The sequence below is a fragment of the Xanthomonas hortorum genome (assembly GCF_024339125.1).
Lineage (GTDB): Bacteria > Pseudomonadota > Gammaproteobacteria > Xanthomonadales > Xanthomonadaceae > Xanthomonas > Xanthomonas hortorum.
In genome coordinates, this window is record NZ_CP101417.1 from 1320968 (window position 1) to 1346730 (window position 25763).

Here is a 25763-nt window from a genome sequence, read left to right on the forward strand (position 1 = left end):
TATGTCGCCATGTCTGGATACCACCTTCAGCCGCCGCCGGCTGCTGGCCGCCGCTGCCGGCGCCTCGCTGCTGTCCACCGCGTTGCCGGTGCTCGCCGATCTCGCCGATAAAGCGCCGCCGCCGGATGTGGGCCGCAAGTTCCTGCGCTCCAGACGGCCGATGCCGTTTGCCGGCAATACGTTTGTGGGCCATCTCGAACAGCAGGGCGATGGCTACGACAGTTTCGACCGGGTGCTGGAGATCTACCGCGAATTGCCCGAGCAGCGCTTCGCCAACAAGCTGGCCGTGTTGCCGCCGAGCAGCTATCACGTGACCTTGCTGGGTGGGGTCAATGAAACCGACCGCGCGCACGGGCCATGGCCGAGCGATCTGGCGCGCGATGTGGCGTTGGCCGACATCAACGCCAGCTTCCTGTCGCGGTTGCAGCAGCGCGATGCTGCACCGCTGGGCGCGTGCCGGTTTCTGGTCGACCCCACGGCGGCCAGGACCGGCAGCCACGACAATCTGCTGATTCCGTTGCTGCCTGCCGATGCAGCCACCGCGCAGCGGTTGGAGACGGCGCGTCAGGCATTGATGACGTTGACCAAACTGCAGCGCCCGGATTACACCAATTTCCGTTTCCACATCTCGTTGGCTTACCTGTGCGAGACGCTCGATGCGGCCGAGCAGGTGGCCTATCGCCTTGCGGTGGGCGATTGGTTGAAGCGGCTTGCGGCGGCAGGCCCGATCACGGTGCCGCGTTTCCACTTTTGTACCTTCAAGGACATGGACGCGTTTCGTGAGGTGTATGAGGTTTGAAGTTGGGCGTATATGGCGAATGCAGAAGCCCCTCTCCCTCCGGGGCGATAAGGCACGGCTTGCGTACCACTGGCGCGCATGCCTTGGAGCGCCCGCGCCGCAAGCGCGGGCCGGGGAGCAGGGGTTGGGGTGAGGGTACGCAATCTCGCCAACTCACAATCGCCGGCGTATTTGCCCTATCGAAAGACCGAATATTTCGTTTAAGCAGGCGTTTGCAGCACGTTGAATTTTGTGTGTGATGGCGACACCTGTGTGCGTGGTTGATGCCTGTTGCACAGTATCGGCGAGCAGACAGGCACCAGCGCATCCAGCTTGCCCGCGCACGATGGCGACACGATGCGACTAACCGGAGACCCGTGTCACCAGGCCACGGTCCAACGCCTCGCGCAGCACCTTCAGCGCTTCGCGCGTGGCGAGCTTGGAGGCACCGGCCTGCTTGGTCGCCAACGCGGCCTGCCTGTCGGCCAATGCACGTTGCTCCCTGGCCAATGCCTGCAGCGCCTCGGGCATCGCGCCCTGTTGTGAGGATGCGGATGCAGCGGCTGACGGCGTGCGTGTCGAGGCCTGGAGCGCACGCGGCTCGGTCTGTGCAGAGAGCTGTGCGGCCAGTGCGGCTTGGCGCTCGCTCACTGCATGCTGACGTGCCGCCAGGATGGCCTGGGCGTCGGCCAGTTGCCGGCTGCGGACATGCGCCGCGCCCAGCCGATGCATCAGCGTCGGATCACGCACCAGGTATTGCACGCCATCGGCGCGGAACCACAACACGCGCTGGCCATTGCCCGCATACGCGCGTGCGGTCTGCAGATCGCTGCGCGAGCCATGCATCACCTGATGGTCGCCGTGCACCAATACATAGGCATCGCCTTCGTCCTGGGTGATTACGGTGGCTTTGCCGCACGGTGCGTTTGCTCTGGCTCGCGGTGCGACCGGGGCTGCTGCTGCACTTGATGCACTGGGTGCGACGGGTGCCAAAGGCGCTGTTGGCGCAATCGCCGTTGGCGCGACAGGAGAAACCGCAGGTGCGGGCAGCGCCGGTATGGCAGGCGATGCGAGCACCGCAGCCAACGCAAGCGTATGCGATGCAGATGTAGTTGCAGACGCGGTTGCGATCAGCGAGGGACCAGCGAGTGCGGCGGTAGCCAGCAGCAACGCGGTGCGTAGGCACAGCAGTGGGGAAGCGGTCTGGATCATGAGAGATCTCCACGAAGGTCACAGCTCGGTAGGTGCCGCCTGCGCAGGACACGCAGACGGGTTGGAACACAGCGATCACGCGGCCACGGCGTTGCCGACGCTGCGCAGCGTCGTCACGCAGGAAGTGCCGGGCTGTGGCGAGCCCGTGTCGATGCAGGTGCTGCCTGGCGCGATGCGATCGCACGATGCCGGCAGGTGCTTGGTGTCATTACCGCTGCCACGGATCTGCCGGCCGTGCACGGCCAGGAGCGGATCGGTGACTGCACGCCACACGCTGCCGAGGCGTGGCCGCTTAGAGACGGTTGCTGACGCGACGTGCGGTCTGCAGCGAGCCCGCGAGTGCTGGCTCGCTGTGTTCGGCGATCTGGGGTCGCCAGCATGACGGAGCGAGCGGCCGTCAGCTGGGTGCGGATGGTGCGCTCAGAACCAGTGCGTGCGCGTGGTCAATGGCGACTCCGCGCAGCGGCCGTGCTCACGTGGCGGTGAGCGCAGTGGTGGCGTTGCTGGCTCCTAGTTGTTTTGTGCGTCTTCGGCGTCTGCCTGCGCTTGCGCCGCTTGCTGCTGCGCGCGCGCCGCCTCGATGCGGGCCTGACGTGCGGCCTGCTTGTCCATTTCGACCTGATGCCGGGTCAGCTCGGCCGCTTGGCGCACCGCCGCGGCATAGGCGTATTGCGCCTGGCGATGCTGCTGCGCCACCTCGCGAATCTGTTGCTCGGCTTCGCGCGCCTGCTGTTGCGCGTCCTGTTTGGCCTGCGCCAGTTCCGGGCCTAATGACGCCAGCTGTTCGCGCGCTTCCTGCAGCGCGTCCTGCGCGTCCTGCATCTGTTCCTGTCGACGTTCAAGCTCAGGGTTGTCGGCACCCAGCACATCCTGCATGGCGCTCTGCGCATCACGCATGGCGGTGGCGGCGGCCTCGCGGCTGACGCGGTCCAGCTCCACATCCCAGCGGCTTTGCGTTGCATCCCCATCTGCACCAGGCAATGGCTCGGCGCCCAGCACATCGGCGATGACACCGTGCGACGCCGGGGCAGCTGGTGCCGCAGGCAGTGCGGGCAGCGCCGGTGCAGGCAGTGCGCTCATCGGCGCTGCGGCATCCACCAACGACACACCGCCGGGCGTACCAGGCGTGCGTTGCGCTGCCGGGGCGGTCACCACGATGGGCCGCATGCTGGTGGACGTTGCCGGCACCGGCATTGCGACCAGGCGCAGCGGCAGCACGCCGGCGACGGCCACCGTCGCCAGGATCACCGCCGCGGCCAGCCGCGGAAAGGCACTGGTGTCCTGCAACATCACAAGCCTGCGCTTCAAGCTGAGGAACGACGGCGAGGCACTTGCCACGCCACCGAGCGGACGTGGCGATACCCCGAACTGCAGCAGCAGGCGTCCATAGTCATGACGGCAATGGCGATGCCCGGCGACCACGGCCGCATCGCAGGCGGCTTCGCGGGCGATGGCGTATTCACGGGCGGCCAGGTGCACCAGCGGATGGAAGAAGAACAGATGCTGGGCCAGCGACGGCAGCAGCCCCCACCACAGGTCGCGGCGGCGCAGGTGGATCAACTCGTGGGTCAACGCCATATCCAGGTCGTCGTCGGCCATCTGCGCCAGGCGCCTGGCCGGGAGCAGCAACACCGGCTGCCACGGGCCGATCAACTGCGGCGAATCGATCTGCGAGGACAGCCGCAACGCGGGTGGGTGCGACAAGCCGTGCGCCTCGGCCGCCATCTGCAGTGCCTGCACCAACGCCTTGTCGGTGCACGGCTGGGCGGCGCGCACCAACGCACGGCTGCGCCAATACGCGCGGACCGTGCCGGCCGAGATCACCAGCACGCCAGCCGCCCACACCGCAAACAACCACACAGCCCACGACGACCAGACCGTCACATCCATGGCGTGCGCCGTCGCGCTAGCAGCGGCGGCTGTCGATGCCGCTGCGGCGGCTGTGGCGACCGGCACCAAGGTGTCGGCGCTGCCAAGCGCAGATGCAAACGTGTGCGCCGGCAACACCGGCAACTGCAGCGGCGCGTTCCACAGCAGGCCAACCACGGCCTGCACGCCTACCAACCACCACAGCCAGGTTTGCGTGGCGGCCGGCAAGCGCTTCACCCCGCGACACAGCGCCCACACCGCAAGTGTCAGCACCGCAGTCTGCACACTGGTGGCGCAGAGTTTCCATAACAGCGATTCGATCAGGGGCGACATGGCTCAATCCTCCTTGCGCTGCGATTGCAGCTTGGCGACCAGGGCTTCGAGTTCGGCCAGCTCGGTATCGCTGACTTCGGCGCGCTGCGACATCCAGGCCACGAACGGCGACACCGAGCCCTGCAAGGTCTTTTCCACGAACTGCCCCACAGCCGAGCGCACCACATCGTCCTGGCCGGTGGTGGCGCTGTAGCGGTACATGCCGTCCATCTGCTTGCGGCGTAAAAAGCCCTTGGCGCGCAGCCGCTCCATCATGGTCAGCACGGTGGAGCGCGCCAGCCCGCGTGGCTCACCGAACGCGGCCGCCACTTCGCCGACACTGGCGTGCCGCTGTTCTTCGATGTGTTGCAGCAGGGCCAGCTCCTGGTCCCCGATGGTCTTGCCGCGCATGCCGCTCTCCATGACTACAGTTGTCGCTACCGTAAGCCTGGCGACAGGTGTAGTCAATAGGTCGGATGGCAGGGGCAAAGAATGTATTGCCGCTTCTGGTGTGGGGTCTGGAAAAAAGGTGAGAATCCATGAGAGTGACCTGTTGGCAGAACGTGACTCACTACTTGCAAAAAATAAATCCTTGGCACCAAGGTGACTAAAGAAACCCTGAGTAGAAAATAGCCGCACTATTTTATGCTTTATAAGTACCAAACCAAAAACCTCAACGCTCTTTTTTGCGCAATGCAAGCCAAGGTTGAACTCAAGGCAATCTCGCCGCAATTCTGGAAAGCGTATATATTAGCCTGGGTTAGCACCATGGTCCTCTGACCATCGTATAAAGCGCATACGGCGGCGGCGCACTGGACCATAATATATCTGATGGATTTATCAGATGTGGAAGCGGCCATGATTGCGCTGATGGTCACTGCAAGATGCTGGCTGGTTGTTCAGAGCTTCCCAAGTACGCTCATCCGCACCGTTAATAGCCATTTGATTTATTCCATTATTTATTGATATATTTTTAATACAATCCGCGCGTCTGCGCGAGCCAGGTAATTCCCTACATTTTCAGTTCAACCCGCCATCTTAATTTTATTAAACAGCATTCTAACTGGCGAAGCAGATATTGCGAATCTCCGCTTAATTTTTCCACAGCGCTCAATATTATTAATACTAGGCGCGATGGCGTCAGCTTTTTTTTAATACAATTTATTAAAAAGTTAATCGAAACGATGTTGTGTGGATCTGCTGATAAGATATCTCATGCTAAGCAAACTCTAGCGGTAGCCTAAAGTAAGCCGCTGCCGACGAGTAGGCATCTTAGGCGCCTGATGAACCAGCTATTAGTTAGCATTTGTATAGCCAGTCGATCAATTTATTGTCACAATCGACGATTACCAGGTGTGTGCTGGCTAAATCAGCTGACGACAGGGGGAAATAGATGTCTACAATTGACGCAAAAACGCACCAAAGCCTTAACGAGTTGCGTGGCCATGCAAAAGCATGGCAGCTGGTAAAAGCCGAAGAGCTCTTTAGGATCCTCGTTTTAGGCTCCGACCACGCCACCCTCACTCTTGTCTCCCATGATTTACTGGAAATACTCGAAGAATTTCAGAAACGTCGTAAGCGCGACCTTAGCTTACTTCTTCAGCAAACGTTAGAGAGGGGTCCTCGCCACGCCATTGCACCAACTGACGCATCAGGGATAGAAAAGGTTTCCTCGGTATTCAATGGCTATCAAAGCCGAATGGCTGTGCTTGCTGACAAGCACATTTTCCAGTGGGCTACCTATTACCGAGACAACTGTACGTTCATCCTCAAAGACGTAGTTAGTCAGCTGCCAAGCATGCACGATTACACCGAGGCAGAAGATCGAATCCAAGCGATCTTCGCTGATCATTCCCGTGAAATTTTTTCTAAAGGCTACGAAAAAGTTCAAGAACGTGGGCTACCTCATGAAATCGGCCTTGCAAAATCCATTCGAGGCCTTCAGCAGTTCTTAAATGTAATTGTGGGTGTGCTCAGAGACCAACGTGAAGGTGCACCATCCAAACCTCACGCAGCGATGCAATGGGATATCGCGTCAGCGATGATCTCCGGCATTCTTTTAGGCTACCGTAGCGTTGCTAGTGGAGACCTAAATGGTCGAGAACTGCTAAGCGATTATCTAAATACATGGCTACCAACGTTGGGCTTCTGTCGTGGCCGACATGCAATCCTCCTTACTGAGCCAGGGCATTCTGTTTTCAATGGAAGTGAAGCATCAGTTTGCTCCCTGCTGATGGGAGTGGACCGTTGGGCCTCTCAGGCATCCACACCCGCAGTGTTACCGAAATACAGTCGCGTGACCATAGGGCTAAGTAGGCTGGATATCACCTATAGCATGGGGGTGGATCGAGTTAGCCAAGATGTCGCAGCCGCAGTTTTCTTTGGATCGCCGTTGTACTTCAAAGACGATCTTGCTGATGCTGCCGCTTTAGCGGACGTAGTGGTAGCGGAATTGACTAAGGATGGTCTGATCAACGGCATCGGAGGATGAGCCTAACCACATCGACCAGGCTGACGGCGCTCAGATCCTCGATTTTTTTGCCGTTTCCGGCGCGTTTGCAGGGTGTTGCCCGGGTTACAGGCGCACGCTCCCCATCGTCGGCAGTAACTGCTTTCGCTTCATCCACAGGTTCGATAGCGCAAACAAGGTCAGCACCTGCGCGGTGTTCTTGGCCAGGCCGCGATAGCGGACCTTGGTGTAGCCGAACTGGCGCTTGATCACCCGGAATGGATGCTCCACCTTCGCGCGCACGCTGGCCTTGAAGTGTTCCCAACGTCTTTCCCGAGCACGCTCGCGTTTGTTGCCGAGGGCTTGCATCGTCGAGGGCCTGGCGGCGATGAAGAATGCAGCCTTGCAGGCCTGCAGTTCTTCGCGTTTGTCCGCACCGGTGTAGCCGCTATCGCCGAACACGCTGTCTTCTTTGCCATGCAGCAACGTGTGCATCACCGTGACATCGGCGACGTTGGCGGCTGTGCAATGGACGTGGTGCACCAACCCGGAAAATTCATCCACGCCGATGTGCGCCTTCATCCCGAAATACCACTGATTGCCCTTCTTGGTCTGATGCATCTCAGGGTCGCGCGCGTTGTCGGCATTCTTGGTCGAACTGGGCGCCGCGATCAGCGTCGCATCGACGATCGTGCCCGACCGCAGGCTCTGGCCCTTGCGCGCCAGATGCGCGTTGACCGCTTCCAGCATCCGCGCGGCAAGGCCATGGGTCTCCAGCAGGCGCCGAAAGTTGAGAATCGTGGTCTCGTCCGGAACGTTGTCCAAGCCACCGAGCTGGGCAAACCGCCGCAAGGTCGGGATCTCGTGCAGTGCTTCTTCCATCGCCGGATCGCTCAGCGCATACCACTGCTGCAGCAGATGAATCCGCAACATCGTCGCCAGTGTACGAAAAGCCAACCAACTGGACACTCATCGGCGACGGAACTGGACACCGCCGCCAAATGAATTGGATGCGAGCGCCAGAAGCGCTGGACAGCGCCGCCAATCTTCACTTCCCGGACTTGGCCACCTTCGTCTTTCGCATGGATTCACCCTTGAGCGCTAGTTTGTGGCTGCTGTGAATCAGTCGATCCATGATGGCATCAGCCAAAGCAGGGTCATGGATAAACGCATGCCAGTCCTGCACTGGCATCTGGCCAGCCACAATCGTGGCGCCAGAGCCGACACGGTCATCGAGTAATTCCAGTAGATCTGCACGTCCGCGGCTGCTCAGCGGCGTCAGGCCGAAATCATCCAAGATTAGTAGTCCGGTCCTGGCGAGTTGATTGCGAAGCTTGGCCAGTGAGCCGTCCGCATGCCCGACCTCCATGTCTTCCAACAGGCGGCCTACGCGCCGGTAGCCTACGGTGATCCCTTGGCGTGCGGCTTGTACGGCCAGGGCACATGCCAACCAGGTCTTTCCAGTACCTGTTTGTCCAGTGACCAAAACGTTTTGGCGGTGCTCAATCCAGCCACAGGTCAGCAAATCCGCGATCACCGATCGATCCAACCCGCGCCCAACACGATAGTCAATAGCCTCCGGTTCGGCGTAGACCTTGAGCTTGGCATTGCGAATCAGGCGCGTGAAGCGCTTGCTGTCGCGCTGACTCACCTCGGCGTCAACCAGATGGCCAAGGCGCTGATCGAAGCCGAGTGCTCCGTAGCTGGATTGGGCGAGTTGATGTTCGACGCCAGCCACCATGCCGGTCAATTTGAGCGTTCGTAGCTGATCAATCGTATGTTCCAAAGACATAATGTTCTCCCTGAATTATGAGTAGTAGTTAGCACCGCGCACGTTTTCGTGCGCCTGTGGAGCGTCATCGTTGCTTGCACTGTCATCGCAAGATGCGCTGCGATCCAGATGGCGCACCAGGATCGACTTCACCGAGCTGACACTGTTTGCTTGGATGCGCACTGCCCGGTCACAGGCCGCCTGCAGCCTTTCGATCCCGTGTTCACGCGCAAGGCGTCGCAGCCCTCGACAGGCTTGCAGGGTCAGTGCCGGTCGGCGATGGGTCGCGCTATGTCGTTGCACGAACTTATGCAGGGCGCCTCCTTGCTGACGCGCCCATGTCATCAGTACGTCCGGCGTGTCTTGTGCGTAAGCGCGATGAGCCGGTGGCTGGTGCTCCGGTGACGTGCTACATCCACCCACTTCGCCGCTGCGCGGATGCATGGCCACCCGCTTGTCGCGGTGGAAGACTGCCACGGCCTCCCGGGTGACCTTCAAGTTCACCTTTGCGCCAACCAATGTGTGAGGAACCGAGTAAAAGTGGCCCTGCCAAGGGACGTGGTAATCCTGTCCCACAGGGACCTTAAGCTTCCACTCTGCGTACTCGTAGGGCATCTGCGGACAGGGACGCAGCGCGGGGCCGTCCAGTTCCTCGAACAGTTGCTGACGGCTTTTTCCGCCGGACCCACGCATCGGACGAAGGTTCATGCGGTCCACCAGCTCGGCAATGGCGCGATTCAGTTCCTCCAGCGAGAAGAACACCCGATTGCGCAGCCGCGCCAGGATCCAACGCTGGGCCAGTTGCACCCCAATCTCCACCGGCGCCTTGTCCGTAGGTTTGCGCGGACGTGCCGGCAGCACCATGGTGTCGTAGTGTGCAGCGAACTCGGCGTAGGTCATGTTCAGCAGTGCCCCGTCCTGCCCGGAAACGGAGGTCACCGCCGCCTTGAGGTTATCCGGCACCAGATAGGTGGGCACGCCCGCAAAGAACTCCAGCGCCTTTGCATTGCAAGCGATCCAGTCAACCGATTTCTGGCTTGCGACGGCATAGACGAAGGTCTTGCGGCTGGCACCCATGACCGCCACGAAGAGCTCCACCGGGGTTGTTGCGCCGGTCATCTGATCAGTGATCGAAGGGCGCACTCCGGAGAAGTCCAGAAACAGCTGTTGTCCCGGTACACGCACCTGACGCATGACCAGTCCTCGCTTACGCGCATAGCGGCGGTAGCGGCGTCGGAACTCGGTCTCTGACATCGCCCCGGCTTCCAAGCCAAGGGCATATTCCTCATGCAATAGCGCGATCGTCATGCCGCGCCGCTGCAGCTCGGCGTGCACATACGACCAATCCGGTTCAACGAGCAACTTCTTCGCACTACTTTTGCCCGGATTCAATCGGCGCGCCAGCGCGACTTCGTCCATGCTCTCGATGTCATCCCACGATTGTGAGAGGGCTCGCAGGCGTTTGCGATAGCGGCCGACCGTGGTCGGCGAGCGATTCAACTTTTGACCAACCTGCCGATCGGTCAGGTCAGTGCGCAGCAGGCACCGGCACAGGTCTTTCAACGGATTCATGGCACTCCTTGCACCGCCTTCGTTCCAGGCACCAGCATCCGGGCCAGAACAGCGGCAACAGTCCCCCGCGCCAGCGCGTAAGAGCTGGCAAACAGGGATTGACGAAGGGAGGGCGGATGCCGAGAATGCAGCGAATAGGTTCTAGCTACACCCTCAAAGCCCCCAAGCGTTGACGCGCTTGGGGGCTTTTGCATTTCCCACGTGTGGAATGGCGGTGGGAGTCGTCAGGTCATGCTGACCCCCTGTCTTCCATGTTCGCAGTCATGGCGTGTTTCCGTTTGGGTGCGATGCCCGGATGGCTTGGTCGCGCAAGCCTGCCAGCCAGTGCGCAATGTCTTTGGCAAGCGCGTATTTGCCGCGGCGATTAGGGATGGGGAACACCGGCACCGGCAGCGAGTCACGGGACAGAGCCTGCCGGAACGCATCCAGCGAGGTGTAGCCCAGTGCTTGGCGCAGATCATCCTGGCCGATCACCGGGCCGTAGTGGTGCAACAGATCCTGCTCCAGGACTTTGGCCAACGCGCCGATGTGTTCGTCACGCTCTGTCATGCCGCTAGCGTAACGATTGCACCGATAGTCGCCCAGAAGGAAACTGAGGGCTTCCGCGTTACTCTAAATTGCACCGCAATGAGTCGATAAGCCATTGATACAGATCAAGGACTACAAACTTGGCCGGGTAAAAGCGGTAGTTCGCTTAGCCGAATCGAACGCAAACCGTTCCGCTGAGAAGGCCTTGAACGTGCTGAAGGTTGGCTTATGGTTCGAGGGGCTGCGGGCGCGTATGGGCCGTCCGACGGCCTATCGCCTGGGTCAGGTTTTGCAGCCCGGCACCTACCTCAAGGGCGAGCACCATCACAATTTGTGGGCCAAGTACGCCCTGGGTAAGCACGTCCCCGGCGCCGAAACTCTCCGCACCACAGAAGCAGCCATGGCAGGCTCCAGTGAAATCCTCATGGCAGCAGCTTGGGACGCGCTGGACATCTCCCGCCCTGTTGGGGTAAGTGCCGACACGCTGCTAAAGCGGTTGGGACCCGGGATCCAGATGGCGATCTTCGATCAGCAGGCGTTGGAGCGCGGACGCTATGTGCGGCGTAAAGCAACGCGCCAAGTGACTCGACGCCTGGAGGGACAAGCGGGCCTGGATAGCCTAGCCGCGCTCGTCGTATTGCTTCGAGAAGCGCATGAAGCAGGAAATCAAGGGCGGGCTTTTGAACTCGGGCGTTCGCTGCACGCCAGCCTGTTCCTGGCCACGATTGAGGGTCCGCTGTGGGAGATCGCAGAGGAGCTGTTCGCCTACTTCATCTGCTTCATTTTTCCGTTGGCAGAAGACAAGGAGCTTGCGTTTGATCTGCATCCAAGGATCATGCAAAGGCAGGCTTTCTGCTTCTCCCGCGTCGTACTGCAGCTAGAGGACGCTGGATGGGATGGCTATCTCCCGGGCGGGCATACCCGGCAGCTGCGTCGGTTGCTGACGATTGATTTTGGTTTCGATCTGTTCTTTGGGCTCGGACCACGCTTTCGGCTGACTCAGCCGGTCGAACAATCCAGCGAGAACGCCAGGCGATGGGTCGCAGAGCAAGACATTGCATGGGAGTGGGGACTGAGGACGCTTCAAGCCGGCAGGCGCGAGCGCCTGATGCCGGATGAGGTGAGAGATCGAATTGCCGCTTCGGGCGCCTGAACTTCCTTCGCTTTGACATGAACCCTCCTCACGGCCTCAATCGGCCTTCTCGTAAGCGCCCGTGGAATCGGATGTTGAACCCCTCTGCTCCAAGACTTCGCACCGAAGTGTTCGATTACATCGATATGTAATACAAGCCGATCGAGGGTCGGGGGGGGGATTCGTAAAAAAAGCAAAAAGTGATCTAACCTGCTGTCAGAAAAGGATTTTTTCAAGAATCCCTGCCAAGCCTCTATAGAGGCTCGAGAATCCCGCGCGTCAATGCTTCGTCGTCCCAGCTATGACTTCGGTGAGCCAGCGCGAATCGGAGAGCTTCTCGCCAAACTTGCTCCGACAGTCACTGTAGGAGATCAACATGGGTCTATGCGTTTCAAAGCCGAGCGTGGCGGGCTCACTTGAGGATTATGCAGCCCACGCCGCAGAGCAGACCACGCCCTCTACGCCGTCATCTCCCGAGGCGCCCATGTCACCTAGCCTGTATGGCTTGGGGTCACTCGGGGCTCGTAGGGCAAGGCGGGCTGGCGCCGGCCATTTGCCGCACAAAGTTCAGCAGCACGGGGAAAACGTAGCGCTGGCAGCTATCGACATGGCGCTGTCCACGACGTCCCCCCGCCCTGAGTAGCGGCTTGGTTTAGAGTCCGGGGGTAATGATATCGGTGTTTGCCAGATGTTGGGCATAAGCAGCCGGGGTCATGCCGCCGATTGCATTCTTGGGTCGCTCTTCGTTGTACGCGCGTCGCCAGCGTTCGATTTCGGTGCGCGCGTGCAGCAGTGTCGGGAACCAGTGCTCGTTGAGGCATTCGTCGCGTAGTCGGCCGTTGAACGATTCGACGTAGGCGTTCTGGTTCGGTTTGCCGGGTTGGATCAGCCGCAACTGCACACCACGGGCATGTGCCCAGGCGACCATCGCCCTGCCGCAAAACTCCTTGCCGTTGTCAGTGCGGATCACCTTCGGCAAACCGCGACTGTGTGCCAACCGATCCAGCACGCGCGCAACGCCATGTCCCGAGATCGCGCGCTCCACGTCGATGGCGACCGCTTCGTGGGTTGCATCGTCCACGATCACCAGACACTTGACCACCCGACCGTCGGCAGTGCGGTCGAACACGAAGTCCATCGACCACACCTGATTGGCCTGCGCTGGCCGCAGCAGCGGCTGACGCTCGCTTATTGGCACCTTTTTGCGTTTGCGCCGTCGGACCTGTAGCTGCTGCTCGCGGTACAACCGCTCCACCCGTTTGTAGTTCACGATGCGCCCTTCCTGTCGCAGTTTGAGATAGATCATTCCCACGCCATAGCGGCGATGGCGATGCGCCAACGCAACGATGCGCTCGCGCAGTTCGCCATTGCGGTCTTCGCGTGGGCAATAGCGCAGCGCACTGGCGCTCATGCCGATCGCTGCCAAGGCGCGACGCTCGCTGGCGCCACGCCCGATCCACTCGCGCACCAGCGTACGACGCGCCGGTGCGCTTACCACTTTTTTCGCAGCGCATCCTTGATCAGGTCGTTCTCGAACAATTGCTCGGCCAGCAACTTCTTCAGCCGCGCGTTCTCGGACTCGAGGTCCTTGAGCCGCTTGGCATCAGGCACGCTCATCCCGCCGAATTTGCTGCGCCACAGGTAGTACGAGGCCTCGCTGAAGCCATGGCGCCGGCACAGGTCCTTGATCGCCACGCCGCTTTCGGCTTCGCGCAGAAAGCCGATGACCTGCTCGTCAGTAAAACGTTTCTTCACGTCCAATCTCCTCGGGGTAGGGAATTGGACTCCAAACTGAGGCGCTACTCAAAATCGGGGGACGTCGTCCAGACCGTGGGAGAAAGTGACCGTGGAACTGAAACATCGCCGCCCCCACCAGGCGCTGGCTCCAGAGGAACGAATCAGTTCTGATGTGCAGCTGCAAGTGCTTTACACCGAGGAACAAGGCGAACATACGCTCCACATTGAAAGCAGTCGCTTCCATGAGCCGAGACATCAATCCCTCACGGAGTGGTCCCAGACGTTGTTGAGGGAGGCTGCCTTCGCGGCTCTGGCGCCCGGCATGCAGGGGCTGAACCATAGTATCACCTCGGTATCGCCGCCTATCCGCAGGTCACTGCCAGGACCTGCTACCGAGTGCAGTCTGTCGCCCGCACAGGTCGCGCTGACGGGCGTGGCACGATGGCCAGATCCGCGCGTCAACCAAGAGTCAACCCCAGAGAATCAAGAGTATGGCCGCCGATTTTATGCCACTGCGCGGGAAGGTGGCGAACGTATTGCAAGCGGGCAGATCCAGACCTTCCGGCAGTTGTGGGATTTCTCAGGCGCAGCACGTCATAGCTGGGCTACACAACAAAATCCGCAGGCAGAGGGCCCCGGTCAAACGAAAGGAAATGCACAGCCATTTGCGGCGGGCTACCCACGGCAAAAGAACGTCTCCACGCCTCTTACAAAACACTATGCATATCTGCGACCAAGGGTGCGCCAGCTTCCGCTGATCCGGCAAGCGAACGACCTTGTTGCAAAAAGTGAGCAGGCGCTGCCCAAAACATTCATGGCGCATGATGTTTTCGAAATGGTAGGTGTACTGAATGGGGCAATGATACCGCTCACCCAATTAAAGCTGGCTGTGAATCCTGACGACTTCTACCATTCGCTCGCCCAGCAAGGGCGGAAAGGAAACGGTCTGCAGGTTGAAGGCTCAGCTTTTCCATTTGTCATTGAGCACACACCATTCGGAATGGTGCAGCCGATCATGAATCATGTCGAAACCTTGTTTAGCAACTTAATCGCACAACGCCACGATCCCGCCAGCCTGATGCCGACGCTGGGTAGTCTCCACTGGTGGATGGCGCATGCCATGCCTGACAGTAGAGGAAGCGCTGCGAAGACCGAATTGGCCGTCCGAGCATTGGCGCATGCGCATGGTATCGAATTACCACCTTTCGCGCATGGAATTGCAGCAGATCTGGAGGCATTCGTCACAGACCGCGAGAGCTTCAGTTCCCGCTACGCGGACTTCTTCGAACTGCCGGAGCAGGCGTGATCGGCCCGCGCCTGCTCTAGCTCTGCCGGCGTTTAGGCTCCGTGAGAATCCCTCGCTAGCAGTACGTGGCCGCGCAGTCCTCCCGCAGGCGGCGCTGGGCGCTCTATAAGCGCTGCCTCTGACCAGCAGCAGGCCAGCCGAGTTGCATCCTCCTTGCCTGGCTGCGCTGACTTTGCAAGTCACAACCGTCCAGCCTAAATGACGTCGCCGTCCAGTTTGGCTGATAGCTTCGTCCAGTTTATTTAGTGTCAGCGTCCACTTGCTTGGCTGTATGTACCAGTGCGTACGGCTGCCGACCTGGCCGGCCCGATACCGGATAGTGCGGCGCGATCAGACCGAGCAGTTGCTGCCACGGAACCACCTGCTCCATCTCGGCCAGAAAGATCTCGCGCCGGGTCTGCTTGCGCTTGCCCAGGCCCTCAGCGTCACCGAACGTCAGTTGCATGGATCACTCCTCAACATCAGGCGGGTAGTGTCGCGTATCTGTGGTGCGTTGTTCAGAGGTTCCCTAACACTACACGCGAATGGGTCGATAGCAGTGGTGCTAATGATGTGGTTGATTCCTCCGATGTTCAGGGTCAATTAGCAGGCTTTTCTGCTTTGGCAGAGACCGTTGCAGCAATCCTAACTGGCCGTTCAGCACCAGCTTCTGCGAAGCATTTGTCTGGTCGCTTGCTGAGAAACTATGCGAAAGACTTCCCTCTTGATGATCCTCTTTTCCGCGAGGGCCATTTTGAAGTCGAGCGCCACAGCGTCAATCGAATCATTCAAGGGCTTCAACGAGGCGTTGGCGCATATGTTTGGTGTAGCGTCAGACGCTCAGGAAAGACAACCTCTGCTGAAGCCATCGCAGGCCCTTCCGGGGAGAGGATGGTCATTTTCCAAAGCATGGACCATCGTCCAAATTCACCGGAACTAAATCTTCTGAGCTCTCGGATCCGATCTGCACTAGAAGCCGGAAATGCAATCCAGGAAACATTTTTTACTGAACTCGTCGCAGATTGCGTAGTAGCTACCACTCAAGCAAACGCTCCTAAGGAACCTCTGAACAACGCACCACAGATACGCGACACTACCCGCCTGATGTTGAGGAGTGATCCATGCAACTGACGTTCGGTGACGCTGAGGGCCTGGGCAAGCGCAAGCAGACCCGGCGCGAGATCTTTCTGGCCGAGATGGAGCAGGTGGTTCCGTGGCAGCAACTGCTCGGTCTGATCGCGCCGCACTATCCGGTATCGGGCCGGCCAGGTCGGCAGCCGTACGCACTGGCGACGATGTTGCGGATTCATCTGCTGCAGCAGTGGTATGCGCTGAGCGATCCGGCGATGGAAGAAGCACTGCACGAGATCCCGACCTTGCGGCGGTTTGCCCAGCTCGGTGGCTTGGACAACGTTCCGGACGAGACCACGATTCTCAACTTTCGGCGCCTGCTGGAGACCCATGGCCTTGCCGCGCGGATGCTGGAAGCGGTCAACGCGCATCTGGCGCGCAAGGGCCAGAGCCTGCGGTCGGGCACGATCGTCGATGCGACGCTGATCGCGGCGCCCAGTTCGACCAAGAATGCCGACAACGCGCGCGACCCTGAGATGCATCAGACCAAGAAGGGCAATCAGTGGTATTTCGGGATGAAGGCGCACATCGGCGTGGATGAATTTTCCGGGTTGGTGCACCACGTCCATTGCACAGCCGCCAACGTCGCCGATGTCACGGTGATGCACACGTTGCTGCATGGCAAAGAAGACAGCGTGTTCGGCGATAGCGGCTACACCGGTGCGGACAAACGCGAAGAACTGCAGGCCTGCAAGGCTGCATTCTTCATCGCCGCCAGGCCCTCGACGATGCAAGCCCTCGGCAACAAACGCGAGCGTGCTCGGGAAAGACGTTGGGAACACTTCAAGGCCAGTGTGCGCGCGAAGGTGGAGCATCCATTCCGGGTGATCAAGCGCCAGTTCGGCTACACCAAGGTCCGCTATCGCGGCCTGGCCAAGAACACCGCGCAGGTGCTGACCTTGTTTGCGCTATCGAACCTGTGGATGAAGCGAAAGCAGTTACTGCCGACGATGGGGAACGTGCGCCTGTAACCCGGGCAACACCCTGCAAACGCGCCGGAAACGGCAAAAAAATCGAGGATCTGAGCGCCGTCAGCCTGGTCGATGTGGTTAGGCTCATCCTCCGATGCCGTTGATCAGACCATCCCTAAGCGAAATTTGGTACTGATTATAGATGAGTACGAAATGCTTTTTGAAATAATAGATACTTACACTGAGAGGTCGCCTGGATTAAAAGCGCTAGTTTCCCTCCCGCTAATCAGCCAGATGCTTGGATTTTCTATTAAGAATACGCTTCTCTTCATGGGACAGCGCCCTGACGCACACATGATCTTGCTTAGTCAGAACCAACTTAGTCCTAATGTCAGACAATATGCGTTCCCTCTTTTTGAACATCAACCTGGCACGTCTTCAGAGTTCGCAATTTTGGTATCCCGTATCCTCGGCGAAAACCTGCGCATCACGGATCCGTTTGTCGAGGCTGTATATCAAGAGACGAAGGGACATCCTTACCTGACCGTGAATGTCTTGGTTGACTTTTGTGAGTGGCTAATGGCGTCAACTGATTTTGAGCTCGGCACAGAACTTGGAGGTCACTATTTTGCTGAATTCTCTCGAGAGAGGCTTGAGTTTGTCGTACTTAGGAATAGCCCACACTACCGCCTCTTTCACAAAATGCTAGCGGAGTTTAGCTCAGAAAGAAGTCGCGCGCAGGAACCGTGGCTTTACTCAGTAACTAGTATTCTGCGTGAGATCGTAAGACGTCATCCAAAACGAATGAACTGTTCCTTGGCGGCATTTGATCAAATCGCCAAACCATTTGAAGAGCTGGCAAGGAACCCCTCTCGCCAACTACTGGCTAGCGCCGCGATGGCAAATTTCTTCAATGAATCCAAAGGCACTGTCTCCGTCGGTATACCTTTGATGGCACGCCTAGCCGCCACCTCTACGTCTAGGAGCTTGTCATGAGCATCGTGACGGCCCAAAGAGCTAATGAGCTTATTTCTCAGGCTCCGTGGTCAGAGAACGAGGTGCTGCGTGTATTCTGGCTGCAGGTAGATGGATCCAGAGAAGAGATGGCAGCTGCTCTCCGGACAACCAAGGGAAAGGAGGAGATATTTGCCGTCATCGTCCGTGATGATTCTTTCAAAATTGCAAATCGTGTTCTCACAGACATGAGCCTTTTACTGGAATCCTGTAGAGCGCAACTAGGGATGGTCTGATCAACGGCATCGGAGGATGAGCCTAACCACATCGACCAGGCTGACGGCGCTCAGATCCTCGATTTTTTTGCCGTTTCCGGCGCGTTTGCAGGGTGTTGCCCGGGTTACAGGCGCACGTTCCCCATCGTCGGCAGTAACTGCTTTCGCTTCATCCACAGGTTCGATAGCGCAAACAAGGTCAGCACCTGCGCGGTGTTCTTGGCCAGGCCGCGATAGCGGACCTTGGTGTAGCCGAACTGGCGCTTGATCACCCGGAATGGATGCTCCACCTTCGCGCGCACACTGGCCTTGAAGTGTTCCCAACGTCTTTCCCGAGCACGCTCGCGTTTGTTGCCGAGGGCTTGCATCGTCGAGGGCCTGGCGGCGATGAAGAATGCAGCCTTGCAGGCCTGCAGTTCTTCGCGTTTGTCCGCACCGGTGTAGCCGCTATCGCCGAACACGCTGTCTTCTTTGCCATGCAGCAACGTGTGCATCACCGTGACATCGGCGACGTTGGCGGCTGTGCAATGGACGTGGTGCACCAACCCGGAAAATTCATCCACGCCGATGTGCGCCTTCATCCCGAAATACCACTGATTGCCCTTCTTGGTCTGATGCATCTCAGGGTCGCGCGCGTTGTCGGCATTCTTGGTCGAACTGGGCGCCGCGATCAGCGTCGCATCGACGATCGTGCCCGACCGCAGGCTCTGGCCCTTGCGCGCCAGATGCGCGTTGACCGCTTCCAGCATCCGCGCGGCAAGGCCATGGGTCTCCAGCAGGCGCCGAAAGTTGAGAATCGTGGTCTCGTCCGGAACGTTGTCCAAGCCACCGAGCTGGGCAAACCGCCGCAAGGTCGGGATCTCGTGCAGTGCTTCTTCCATCGCCGGATCGCTCAGCGCATACCACTGCTGCAGCAGATGAATCCGCAACATCGTCGCCAGTGCGTACGGCTGCCGACCTGGCCGGCCCGATACCGGATAGTGCGGCGCGATCAGACCGAGCAGTTGCTGCCACGGAACCACCTGCTCCATCTCGGCCAGAAAGATCTCGCGCCGGGTCTGCTTGCGCTTGCCCAGGCCCTCAGCGTCACCGAACGTCAGTTGCATGGATCACTCCTCAACATCAGGCGGGTAGTGTCGCGTATCTGTGGTGCGTTGTTCAGAGGTTCCCTAGGGATGGTCTGATCAACGGCATCGGAGGATGAGCCTAACCACATCGACCAGGCTGACGGCGCTCAGATCCTCGATTTTTTTGCCGTTTCCGGCGCGTTTGCAGGGTGTTGCCCGGGTTACAGGCGCACGTTCCCCATCGTCGGCAGTAACTGCTTTCGCTTCATCCACAGGTTCGATAGCGCAAACAAGGTCAGCACCTGCGCGGTGTTCTTGGCCAGGCCGCGATAGCGGACCTTGGTGTAGCCGAACTGGCGCTTGATCACCCGGAATGGATGCTCCACCTTCGCGCGCACGCTGGCCTTGAAGTGTTCCCAACGTCTTTCCCGAGCACGCTCGCGTTTGTTGCCGAGGGCTTGCATCGTCGAGGGCCTGGCGGCGATGAAGAATGCAGCCTTGCAGGCCTGCAGTTCTTCGCGTTTGTCCGCACCGGTGTAGCCGCTATCGCCGAACACGCTGTCTTCTTTGCCATGCAGCAACGTGTGCATCACCGTGACATCGGCGACGTTGGCGGCTGTGCAATGGACGTGGTGCACCAACCCGGAAAATTCATCCACGCCGATGTGCGCCTTCATCCCGAAATACCACTGATTGCCCTTCTTGGTCTGATGCATCTCAGGGTCGCGCGCGTTGTCGGCATTCTTGGTCGAACTGGGCGCCGCGATCAGCGTCGCATCGACGATCGTGCCCGACCGCAGGCTCTGGCCCTTGCGCGCCAGATGCGCGTTGACCGCTTCCAGCATCCGCGCGGCAAGGCCATGGGTCTCCAGCAGGCGCCGAAAGTTGAGAATCGTGGTCTCGTCCGGAACGTTGTCCAAGCCACCGAGCTGGGCAAACCGCCGCAAGGTCGGGATCTCGTGCAGTGCTTCTTCCATCGCCGGATCGCTCAGCGCATACCACTGCTGCAGCAGATGAATCCGCAACATCGTCGCCAGTGCGTACGGCTGCCGACCTGGCCGGCCCGATACCGGATAGTGCGGCGCGATCAGACCGAGCAGTTGCTGCCACGGAACCACCTGCTCCATCTCGGCCAGAAAGATCTCGCGCCGGGTCTGCTTGCGCTTGCCCAGGCCCTCAGCGTCACCGAACGTCAGTTGCATGGATCACTCCTCAACATGAGGCGGGTAGTGTCGCGTATCTGTGGTGCGTTGTTCAGAGGTTCCCTAGAGGATTTTAAGAAGAACAGACCCGAAAAAATTACTGTCGTCGTCCTCATGAAAGAGAGCTTTAGCAAGGCCCAGATTGGCTCTCCTATCACGCTGCCTACATGGTTTCCCATTCGACCAGGTCTACATACTCACTTCTATCTCACAGACTTGGTTGGCTTGGCCTCAGGGACACTCCTAAGCGGCCCTGAGGCGCAGATAGACCATGTCGCAGAGTTAATTTTAACTTGGAGCAAGCCTTAGTCAATTCGCTGCAGGCGCTGCAAGCAGACCGAGCAATGCAGGCACATGCATTTATCTGCATTCTCCTTGATAAAGAAAGTGTGGACATGTCTAGGGTCACTGCCGATTACCAAGCCCACTTAAGTACTATCATTATGCCCCGAGGATACCGACCTAATGCGTCTAAAAATACAAAATCAATAGTCACTGACATGCTACGAATATTTTTGTCAAAGAATATTGATAATCTAGCGAAGGCAGCAAAAAATCTTGGCCTTCATATGCCAATAGGCGAGAGGCTGCTTAAGCCATCTTACCTTGCAGTGACCCTCCGGCCACGAGGCGATTACACAACTAGTGAGCGAAATTGGTTCTCTATACTTGTGGGAATTTATCAGTCATATCAAATCATGAATGCTGCTGCACATTCTGGTGACTACGGCATGTATCCGCCTGCGTTGGTTCACTACAACAGTTGCGACCTTCAGCTCTTCTTGGAAGATGCACATGCCCTCTTTGCTTACGGTTAGCCGCGCTGATCTTTAATAGCGCTCGATGTAGATGATTATTTAGATAACTCAGCCCGCGATAGCAGAAGTGAGCCTTTAGGGGGAATATCTTTTTGAACAAACCACTGCCGTGGATTGGAAACGTGCATGAAGAGAAGAGGATTGGCATGCAGACGCGGTTAAGCACAAAGATTCGCTTTCACCTTCTCTCGATATATCCGTTTGTGTGATTCGGCAGAAGACGAAAGTGCTTGAGGCCACGCTGCCGGCAGCATCTGACAGTGAGGTACCGGGCGCTCTATTGTTCCAGGGATTTTTTTAATAACTACGGCGAAAGCTCCTCCTGTATGCCGCATTTTCAGCACTCAGCCATGCTGACGAAGACTGGCTCCCATTGACCGAGCATTGGCTGGGGAGGCTGTTGTCGCCACCCAATCCCGCTGTTCGCCCTGGTCACCAGCGCGACAGTTCCAGTCAGTTCGATGGCATCAATGCAATTTTCAACCGATATGCTCTTCTGCTTTAGGGAACCTCTGAACAACGCACCACAGATACGCGACACTACCCGCCTGATGTTGAGGAGTGATCCATGCAACTGACGTTCGGTGACGCTGAGGGCCTGGGCAAGCGCAAGCAGACCCGGCGCGAGATCTTTCTGGCCGAGATGGAGCAGGTGGTTCCGTGGCAGCAACTGCTCGGTCTGATCGCGCCGCACTATCCGGTATCGGGCCGGCCAGGTCGGCAGCCGTACGCACTGGCGACGATGTTGCGGATTCATCTGCTGCAGCAGTGGTATGCGCTGAGCGATCCGGCGATGGAAGAAGCACTGCACGAGATCCCGACCTTGCGGCGGTTTGCCCAGCTCGGTGGCTTGGACAACGTTCCGGACGAGACCACGATTCTCAACTTTCGGCGCCTGCTGGAGACCCATGGCCTTGCCGCGCGGATGCTGGAAGCGGTCAACGCGCATCTGGCGCGCAAGGGCCAGAGCCTGCGGTCGGGCACGATCGTCGATGCGACGCTGATCGCGGCGCCCAGTTCGACCAAGAATGCCGACAACGCGCGCGACCCTGAGATGCATCAGACCAAGAAGGGCAATCAGTGGTATTTCGGGATGAAGGCGCACATCGGCGTGGATGAATTTTCCGGGTTGGTGCACCACGTCCATTGCACAGCCGCCAACGTCGCCGATGTCACGGTGATGCACACGTTGCTGCATGGCAAAGAAGACAGCGTGTTCGGCGATAGCGGCTACACCGGTGCGGACAAACGCGAAGAACTGCAGGCCTGCAAGGCTGCATTCTTCATCGCCGCCAGGCCCTCGACGATGCAAGCCCTCGGCAACAAACGCGAGCGTGCTCGGGAAAGACGTTGGGAACACTTCAAGGCCAGCGTGCGCGCGAAGGTGGAGCATCCATTCCGGGTGATCAAGCGCCAGTTCGGCTACACCAAGGTCCGCTATCGCGGCCTGGCCAAGAACACCGCGCAGGTGCTGACCTTGTTTGCGCTATCGAACCTGTGGATGAAGCGAAAGCAGTTACTGCCGACGATGGGGAGCGTGCGCCTGTAACCCGGGCAACACCCTGCAAACGCGCCGGAAACGGCAAAAAAATCGAGGATCTGAGCGCCGTCAGCCTGGTCGATGTGGTTAGGCTCATCCTCCGATGCCGTTGATCAGACCATCCTTAGGCCGCTGCATCGAAGCACAACGACGCGCACGAGCGGCGTTGCGTATAGATCTACGCTTGCAAGGTCTCAGATCGGCTTCGACGATTTGCATCGTGTTAGCACCCGCCACAAAGCGTTGGGGCAGCTCGTCCGAGTCAGAGGAATGTTGGCACTTGACTCGCGCGATCAATCTTAAAGAGTGACAATTAAGTGACATGTAGTGCGCGGTACGTAAGACTTCAGACTGATGACACGCTCTGAGTTTAATCACACCATCCTCGGCCCGCTCTTGCTCGGATCATCAGGACCGCGATCACGCGCTTGCGCGAGCTCTTGCAATCGTGTCTGTTCCTGCGCATCACGTGTTTGATTGGCGACGAGGTATTGTTGTTCCGACGATGTGGTGATTGCTTCTTGTGTCGGCATATTTGCGCGGTTGGCGAAAGGATCCGGAGAGGCTCCAGGGCCGGTACGCATCACGAACATCGTGACTCCCCCTGGGAGCTTATCGGTGGGCACGTTCAACGCAACGTCCACGTTGTCGCCGGGTTTGAATCCCGCTTCTACCGCCAGCTTGTAAGCGCTCGCGACCATGCGATCGCTTCGCTCGTCCCAAGCCTTGTTGGCGCTTTCATCGAGCTTGGCGATGGACAAACGTATCTGCTCCACCAACGCGGCGTCTTGCGGTTTGGGACCAACAGCGCTCTGACGGTCTACGGATGGCTGATCGTCAATCGGCGGATCCTGCGATGCAGTGGCGCGCGCGCTCAGTTGCATTGCCGGGGCAGCACCCTGCCCTGCAATCGTGCTCGTAGAGGCTCCACGCTCTTGTGTCTGGCCGTCGTCCAGAGAGGACGACCGTCCTGGCACGGTTGGTGACGAAGGCGCACTAGGTAAAGGTGCTTCCAACGACGGCGTTGCAGGTTGTTGTGTCTGAGGCGCTTGCGTAGGAGCACTGGGTTGGGGAGTTTCCACAGGCCTGGCTTGCTGCGTTTGCGCTTGCGATATCTCGGCTGCTGTCGTGGTCGCCCTGATCTCCATGCGGTCGTCATTTTGGCCAACCACCGTGGCGATCGAACCGTCTTTCTGTAGCTGCAGGAAGAACGGCATCTTTGGACCAGTATCACGCGCGTGGTCTTGTGCGACCGCCGAGGTCGCCGCGTCGATCTGCTCGTCGGTGCGTGTAATGCCGGCACGGGCGTAGACACCGGCTACCTGGCTGCGCAAGTCGCTTTGCGTCGGCGTGGGATGGGTGCGTGCTACTTCCGCCATCGACGCCATGTCTTGAAGCCCGGCCTGCTGACTCTGCAACGTGCGGTTCAATTCCTCGCGCGTGTTGCCGGTTGCCTGGTTCGTTCCGTAAAACGTTCCTGGCGTGCTCCATTCGCCACTGGCATCACGGGTGTAAGCGTTGCCGTCGGAGGCCTGCAGTGACTGTGGTTGTGCGCGGGCATTGGCAATGACAGGTGGCACCGGTTCGCGGGAGGTGAACTCGTTCCAGCCAAACTGGTTGTAGGCAATCTGATAGCGCGCTGCGGTCGCCTCCGGTGTGTTGGCCGCGTTCTGCGCGATCACGGTTTGCGATTGCCGATCCAACTCGGTCGCACGCTCAGGGCTGACCGGTGCGTTACGCGTCACAGGTATCTTGCCGTCGATGTTCTCCCGGATTTCAACTTGCCACTGCCCTGTCTGGGCATCGCGTACGTAGTCGCGCCCCGTTTCGAACGGTTCGCGCGGTGGCCGGGTTTCGGCGCTGGCATCAAGGCGGTATGGGTCTTGCGGCTTCGGCGAGCTCCCCAAGCCGAGCGAGTACGAGTCGTTGGCAGCACGGTAGTTCAGCTCGTCGACCAAGCGGCCGGCGGCAAGCAAGCGCGTCTCTTGATAGCCGCCGTTTGGCGTTGGAGCACGCACCGTGCGTGTCCACGCGCCTTGGGCGTCTTCCGGATTGCGTGTCCACTCGTTGCCGCTGCCGTCTGGTTGCGTGTAGATCCGCTTGATGTCCTGCTGCTCGGCCCAGCGTTCGCCAAGATAGGCGCCGGCCACGCCGCCAACCAAACCGGTGGCCAACGCTCCCGGCCCCGTCCATGAGCCGGTGGCGGCGCCGTAACCAGCACCAAGCAGGAAGCCACCAGCGATACCACCGGCATTGCGGCCAACGAAGTGGGTGGCCGCCGATTGGGCCGCCGTCTCGTTGCCCGCCGTCTGCAGTTGGACCACACGATGGCCAGTCACGGCGAAGTCGTAAGCCATGAGCGCCACGCCCGCAGCACCGGCAACACGGGCGCCGGGTCCTCGCAATCCAGCTGCTTCTGCTGCGGCGGCTTCGCCCGCAACAATGCCGCCTTCGCCTGGGACACCCGGCATTCGGGGAACAACTGGCGGCCGCGCAATGATCGGTGGCATCTCATGGGGAAAGGCAACGCGCAACCGCGCTGCAAGCGGGTCTGAAAGGGGCAAGTGACCCGCCTGGTTTGCCTCCGCGATCGCCGTGCCAAGAGACGGCCGCCCGCCCCATCTCTCACTAAGCGTAGAGGCGCCCGGCTGATCGGCGGCATCCAGCGCAAGTTTGATGTTGCCCTCCGATTGGGTGACCCCCGCCCAGCGCGCTTCTGCTGCTGACATCTTTCCCATTTCGGCGATTTGGGGAGCATGGCTGCGCTGGTAGCCGTCGACATCACCGAAGAACGTTCTGATCTTTGCGTTCGCCTGTTCCGGCGTCATGCCTTGAGGCGTATTGGTCACAAGATCGCCGTTGACCAGCCCGACCTTGAGGGTATCGGTCAGACCATTGACTCGAGCCGCTATGCGTTGCGCTGCTGCTTGGTCGCCTCGCAAGGTCGCACGGCCATCAGGCGACACCTCCAAGTCCCTAAGCGCAGTTCTAAGTTCGTCTGTGTAGGCTCCGAGCGGACCCCCTGGGTGGGGCGACAATCCCATCTTGGCAGCCAGCGCCTGATCGGCAGGCAAGTTGAGCATGTTGCTGGGGCCATGGAGATCGAACAAGCCGCTTTTGGAAAGCGACTGAAGTAGTCGACTTTGTTTAAAAGCCCCTTGTTCGACGACATGGTGTCCTTGAAAAGCCGGTGTGTCAGCCATTGGCGAAACTCCCGCGC

General features: G+C 59.2%; 20 protein-coding genes, 1 other RNA gene and 3 pseudogenes. 10 read left to right on the top strand and 14 right to left on the bottom strand.

Annotated features, from left to right (window positions below; all coding sequences use genetic code 11):
- Window position 1 precedes the first annotated feature (1 nt).
- The gene (locus NMB96_RS05590) at window positions 2-799 is read left to right on the top strand and encodes a DUF1868 domain-containing protein (protein WP_023901981.1); all 798 of its coding nucleotides are present in this window, start codon (window positions 2-4) and stop codon (window positions 797-799) included.
- Window positions 800-1141: 342 nt separating this feature from the next.
- Here the strand turns inward: NMB96_RS05590 and NMB96_RS05595 are convergent, their stop codons facing one another.
- From NMB96_RS05595 to NMB96_RS05615, 5 genes are all read right to left on the bottom strand, one after another.
- A complete protein-coding gene (locus NMB96_RS05595; protein ID WP_023901980.1) occupies window positions 1142-1990 on the bottom strand; it encodes a hypothetical protein in 849 nt (282 codons plus the stop codon).
- A gap of 75 nt (window positions 1991-2065) precedes the next feature.
- Window positions 2066-2263 carry a hypothetical protein gene (locus NMB96_RS05600; protein ID WP_255086464.1) on the bottom strand — a complete coding sequence of 66 codons (198 nt, stop codon included), beginning with the start codon at window positions 2261-2263 and terminating at the stop codon, window positions 2066-2068.
- Window positions 2264-2361: 98 nt separating this feature from the next.
- Window positions 2362-2431: non-coding RNA, sX9 sRNA (locus NMB96_RS05605), on the bottom strand.
- A 69-nt stretch (window positions 2432-2500) separates the two neighbouring features.
- Window positions 2501-4192: a M56 family metallopeptidase gene (locus NMB96_RS05610; protein ID WP_255086465.1), complete on the bottom strand. Its 1692-nt coding sequence runs from the start codon at window positions 4190-4192 to the stop codon at window positions 2501-2503.
- 3 nt (window positions 4193-4195) lie between these two features.
- Complete coding sequence (locus NMB96_RS05615; protein WP_255086466.1) at window positions 4196-4594, bottom strand: BlaI/MecI/CopY family transcriptional regulator; 399 nt, start codon at window positions 4592-4594, stop codon at window positions 4196-4198.
- A gap of 970 nt (window positions 4595-5564) precedes the next feature.
- Between NMB96_RS05615 and NMB96_RS05620 the strand changes: the two genes are divergently transcribed.
- Window positions 5565-6662, top strand: a complete 1098-nt coding sequence (locus NMB96_RS05620; protein ID WP_255086467.1) for a hypothetical protein — start codon at window positions 5565-5567, stop codon at window positions 6660-6662.
- 84 nt (window positions 6663-6746) lie between these two features.
- On the opposite strand, the pseudogene NMB96_RS05625 reads toward NMB96_RS05620, so the two are convergent.
- The 4 genes and pseudogenes from NMB96_RS05625 to NMB96_RS05640 all read right to left on the bottom strand — a co-directional run.
- Window positions 6747-7562 (bottom strand): annotated as a pseudogene (locus tag NMB96_RS05625) (IS5 family transposase); the annotation flags it as partial.
- A 106-nt stretch (window positions 7563-7668) separates the two neighbouring features.
- The gene (gene istB, locus NMB96_RS05630; protein WP_053051498.1) at window positions 7669-8412 is read right to left on the bottom strand and encodes an IS21-like element helper ATPase IstB; all 744 of its coding nucleotides are present in this window, start codon (window positions 8410-8412) and stop codon (window positions 7669-7671) included.
- Window positions 8413-8427: 15 nt separating this feature from the next.
- Window positions 8428-9963, bottom strand: coding sequence for an IS21 family transposase (gene istA, locus NMB96_RS05635; RefSeq protein WP_229009178.1), 1536 nt, complete (start codon window positions 9961-9963; stop codon window positions 8428-8430).
- A gap of 261 nt (window positions 9964-10224) precedes the next feature.
- Window positions 10225-10512, bottom strand: a complete 288-nt coding sequence (locus NMB96_RS05640) for a hypothetical protein (protein WP_046932707.1) — start codon at window positions 10510-10512, stop codon at window positions 10225-10227.
- 94 nt (window positions 10513-10606) lie between these two features.
- Here NMB96_RS05640 and NMB96_RS05645 point away from each other — a divergent pair, with 94 nt between their 5' ends.
- Both NMB96_RS05645 and NMB96_RS05650 read left to right on the top strand, forming a co-directional pair.
- Window positions 10607-11644, top strand: a complete 1038-nt coding sequence (locus tag NMB96_RS05645) for a hypothetical protein (protein WP_255085065.1) — start codon at window positions 10607-10609, stop codon at window positions 11642-11644.
- Window positions 11645-11999: 355 nt separating this feature from the next.
- A pseudogene (locus NMB96_RS05650) lies at window positions 12000-12155 on the top strand (type III secretion system effector XopAI); the annotation flags it as partial.
- Between the two features lie 120 nt (window positions 12156-12275).
- Here NMB96_RS05650 and NMB96_RS05655 read toward each other — a convergent pair.
- A protein-coding gene (locus NMB96_RS05655; protein ID WP_183086658.1) for an IS3 family transposase occupies window positions 12276-13378 on the bottom strand; the annotation gives its coding sequence in 2 pieces (ribosomal slippage) (window positions 12276-13120 and window positions 13120-13378; 1104 coding nt in all).
- Between the two features lie 91 nt (window positions 13379-13469).
- Here NMB96_RS05655 and xopAH point away from each other — a divergent pair.
- Window positions 13470-14666 carry a XopAH/AvrB family type III secretion system effector gene (xopAH, locus tag NMB96_RS05660; RefSeq protein WP_255085872.1) on the top strand — a complete coding sequence of 399 codons (1197 nt, stop codon included), beginning with the start codon at window positions 13470-13472 and terminating at the stop codon, window positions 14664-14666.
- A 277-nt stretch (window positions 14667-14943) separates the two neighbouring features.
- Here the strand turns inward: xopAH and NMB96_RS05665 are convergent.
- Window positions 14944-15111, bottom strand: a pseudogene (locus tag NMB96_RS05665) (IS5/IS1182 family transposase); the annotation flags it as partial.
- Between the two features lie 107 nt (window positions 15112-15218).
- Here NMB96_RS05665 and NMB96_RS05670 point away from each other — a divergent pair.
- From NMB96_RS05670 to NMB96_RS05685, 4 genes are all read left to right on the top strand, one after another.
- Complete coding sequence (locus NMB96_RS05670; protein WP_255086468.1) at window positions 15219-15776, top strand: hypothetical protein; 558 nt, start codon at window positions 15219-15221, stop codon at window positions 15774-15776.
- Window positions 15767-16747: an IS5 family transposase gene (locus NMB96_RS05675; protein ID WP_183086593.1), complete on the top strand. Its 981-nt coding sequence runs from the start codon at window positions 15767-15769 to the stop codon at window positions 16745-16747. The genes NMB96_RS05670 and NMB96_RS05675 overlap by 10 nt, the downstream gene beginning before the upstream one ends.
- Before the next feature lie 72 nt (window positions 16748-16819).
- Window positions 16820-17683, top strand: coding sequence for a hypothetical protein (locus NMB96_RS05680; RefSeq protein WP_255086469.1), 864 nt, complete (start codon window positions 16820-16822; stop codon window positions 17681-17683).
- A complete protein-coding gene (locus tag NMB96_RS05685; protein WP_255086470.1) occupies window positions 17680-17937 on the top strand; it encodes a hypothetical protein in 258 nt (85 codons plus the stop codon). The genes NMB96_RS05680 and NMB96_RS05685 overlap by 4 nt, the downstream gene beginning before the upstream one ends.
- 104 nt (window positions 17938-18041) lie before the next feature.
- Here NMB96_RS05685 and NMB96_RS05690 read toward each other — a convergent pair whose 3' ends face one another.
- On the bottom strand, window positions 18042-19022 hold the full coding sequence (locus NMB96_RS05690) for an IS5 family transposase (RefSeq protein WP_183086593.1): 981 nt from the start codon (window positions 19020-19022) through the stop codon (window positions 18042-18044).
- Between the two features lie 182 nt (window positions 19023-19204).
- Window positions 19205-20185 (bottom strand): IS5 family transposase, encoded by a 981-nt coding sequence (locus NMB96_RS05695; protein ID WP_183086593.1) that lies wholly within the window; start codon window positions 20183-20185, stop codon window positions 19205-19207.
- A 1386-nt stretch (window positions 20186-21571) separates the two neighbouring features.
- Here NMB96_RS05695 and NMB96_RS05700 point away from each other — a divergent pair.
- Window positions 21572-22552: an IS5 family transposase gene (locus NMB96_RS05700; RefSeq protein ID WP_183086603.1), complete on the top strand. Its 981-nt coding sequence runs from the start codon at window positions 21572-21574 to the stop codon at window positions 22550-22552.
- Between the two features lie 365 nt (window positions 22553-22917).
- On the opposite strand, the gene NMB96_RS05705 is transcribed toward NMB96_RS05700, so the two are convergent.
- Window positions 22918-25746, bottom strand: a complete 2829-nt coding sequence (locus NMB96_RS05705; protein WP_255086471.1) for an XVIPCD domain-containing protein — start codon at window positions 25744-25746, stop codon at window positions 22918-22920.
- Window positions 25747-25763: the final 17 nt, after the last annotated feature.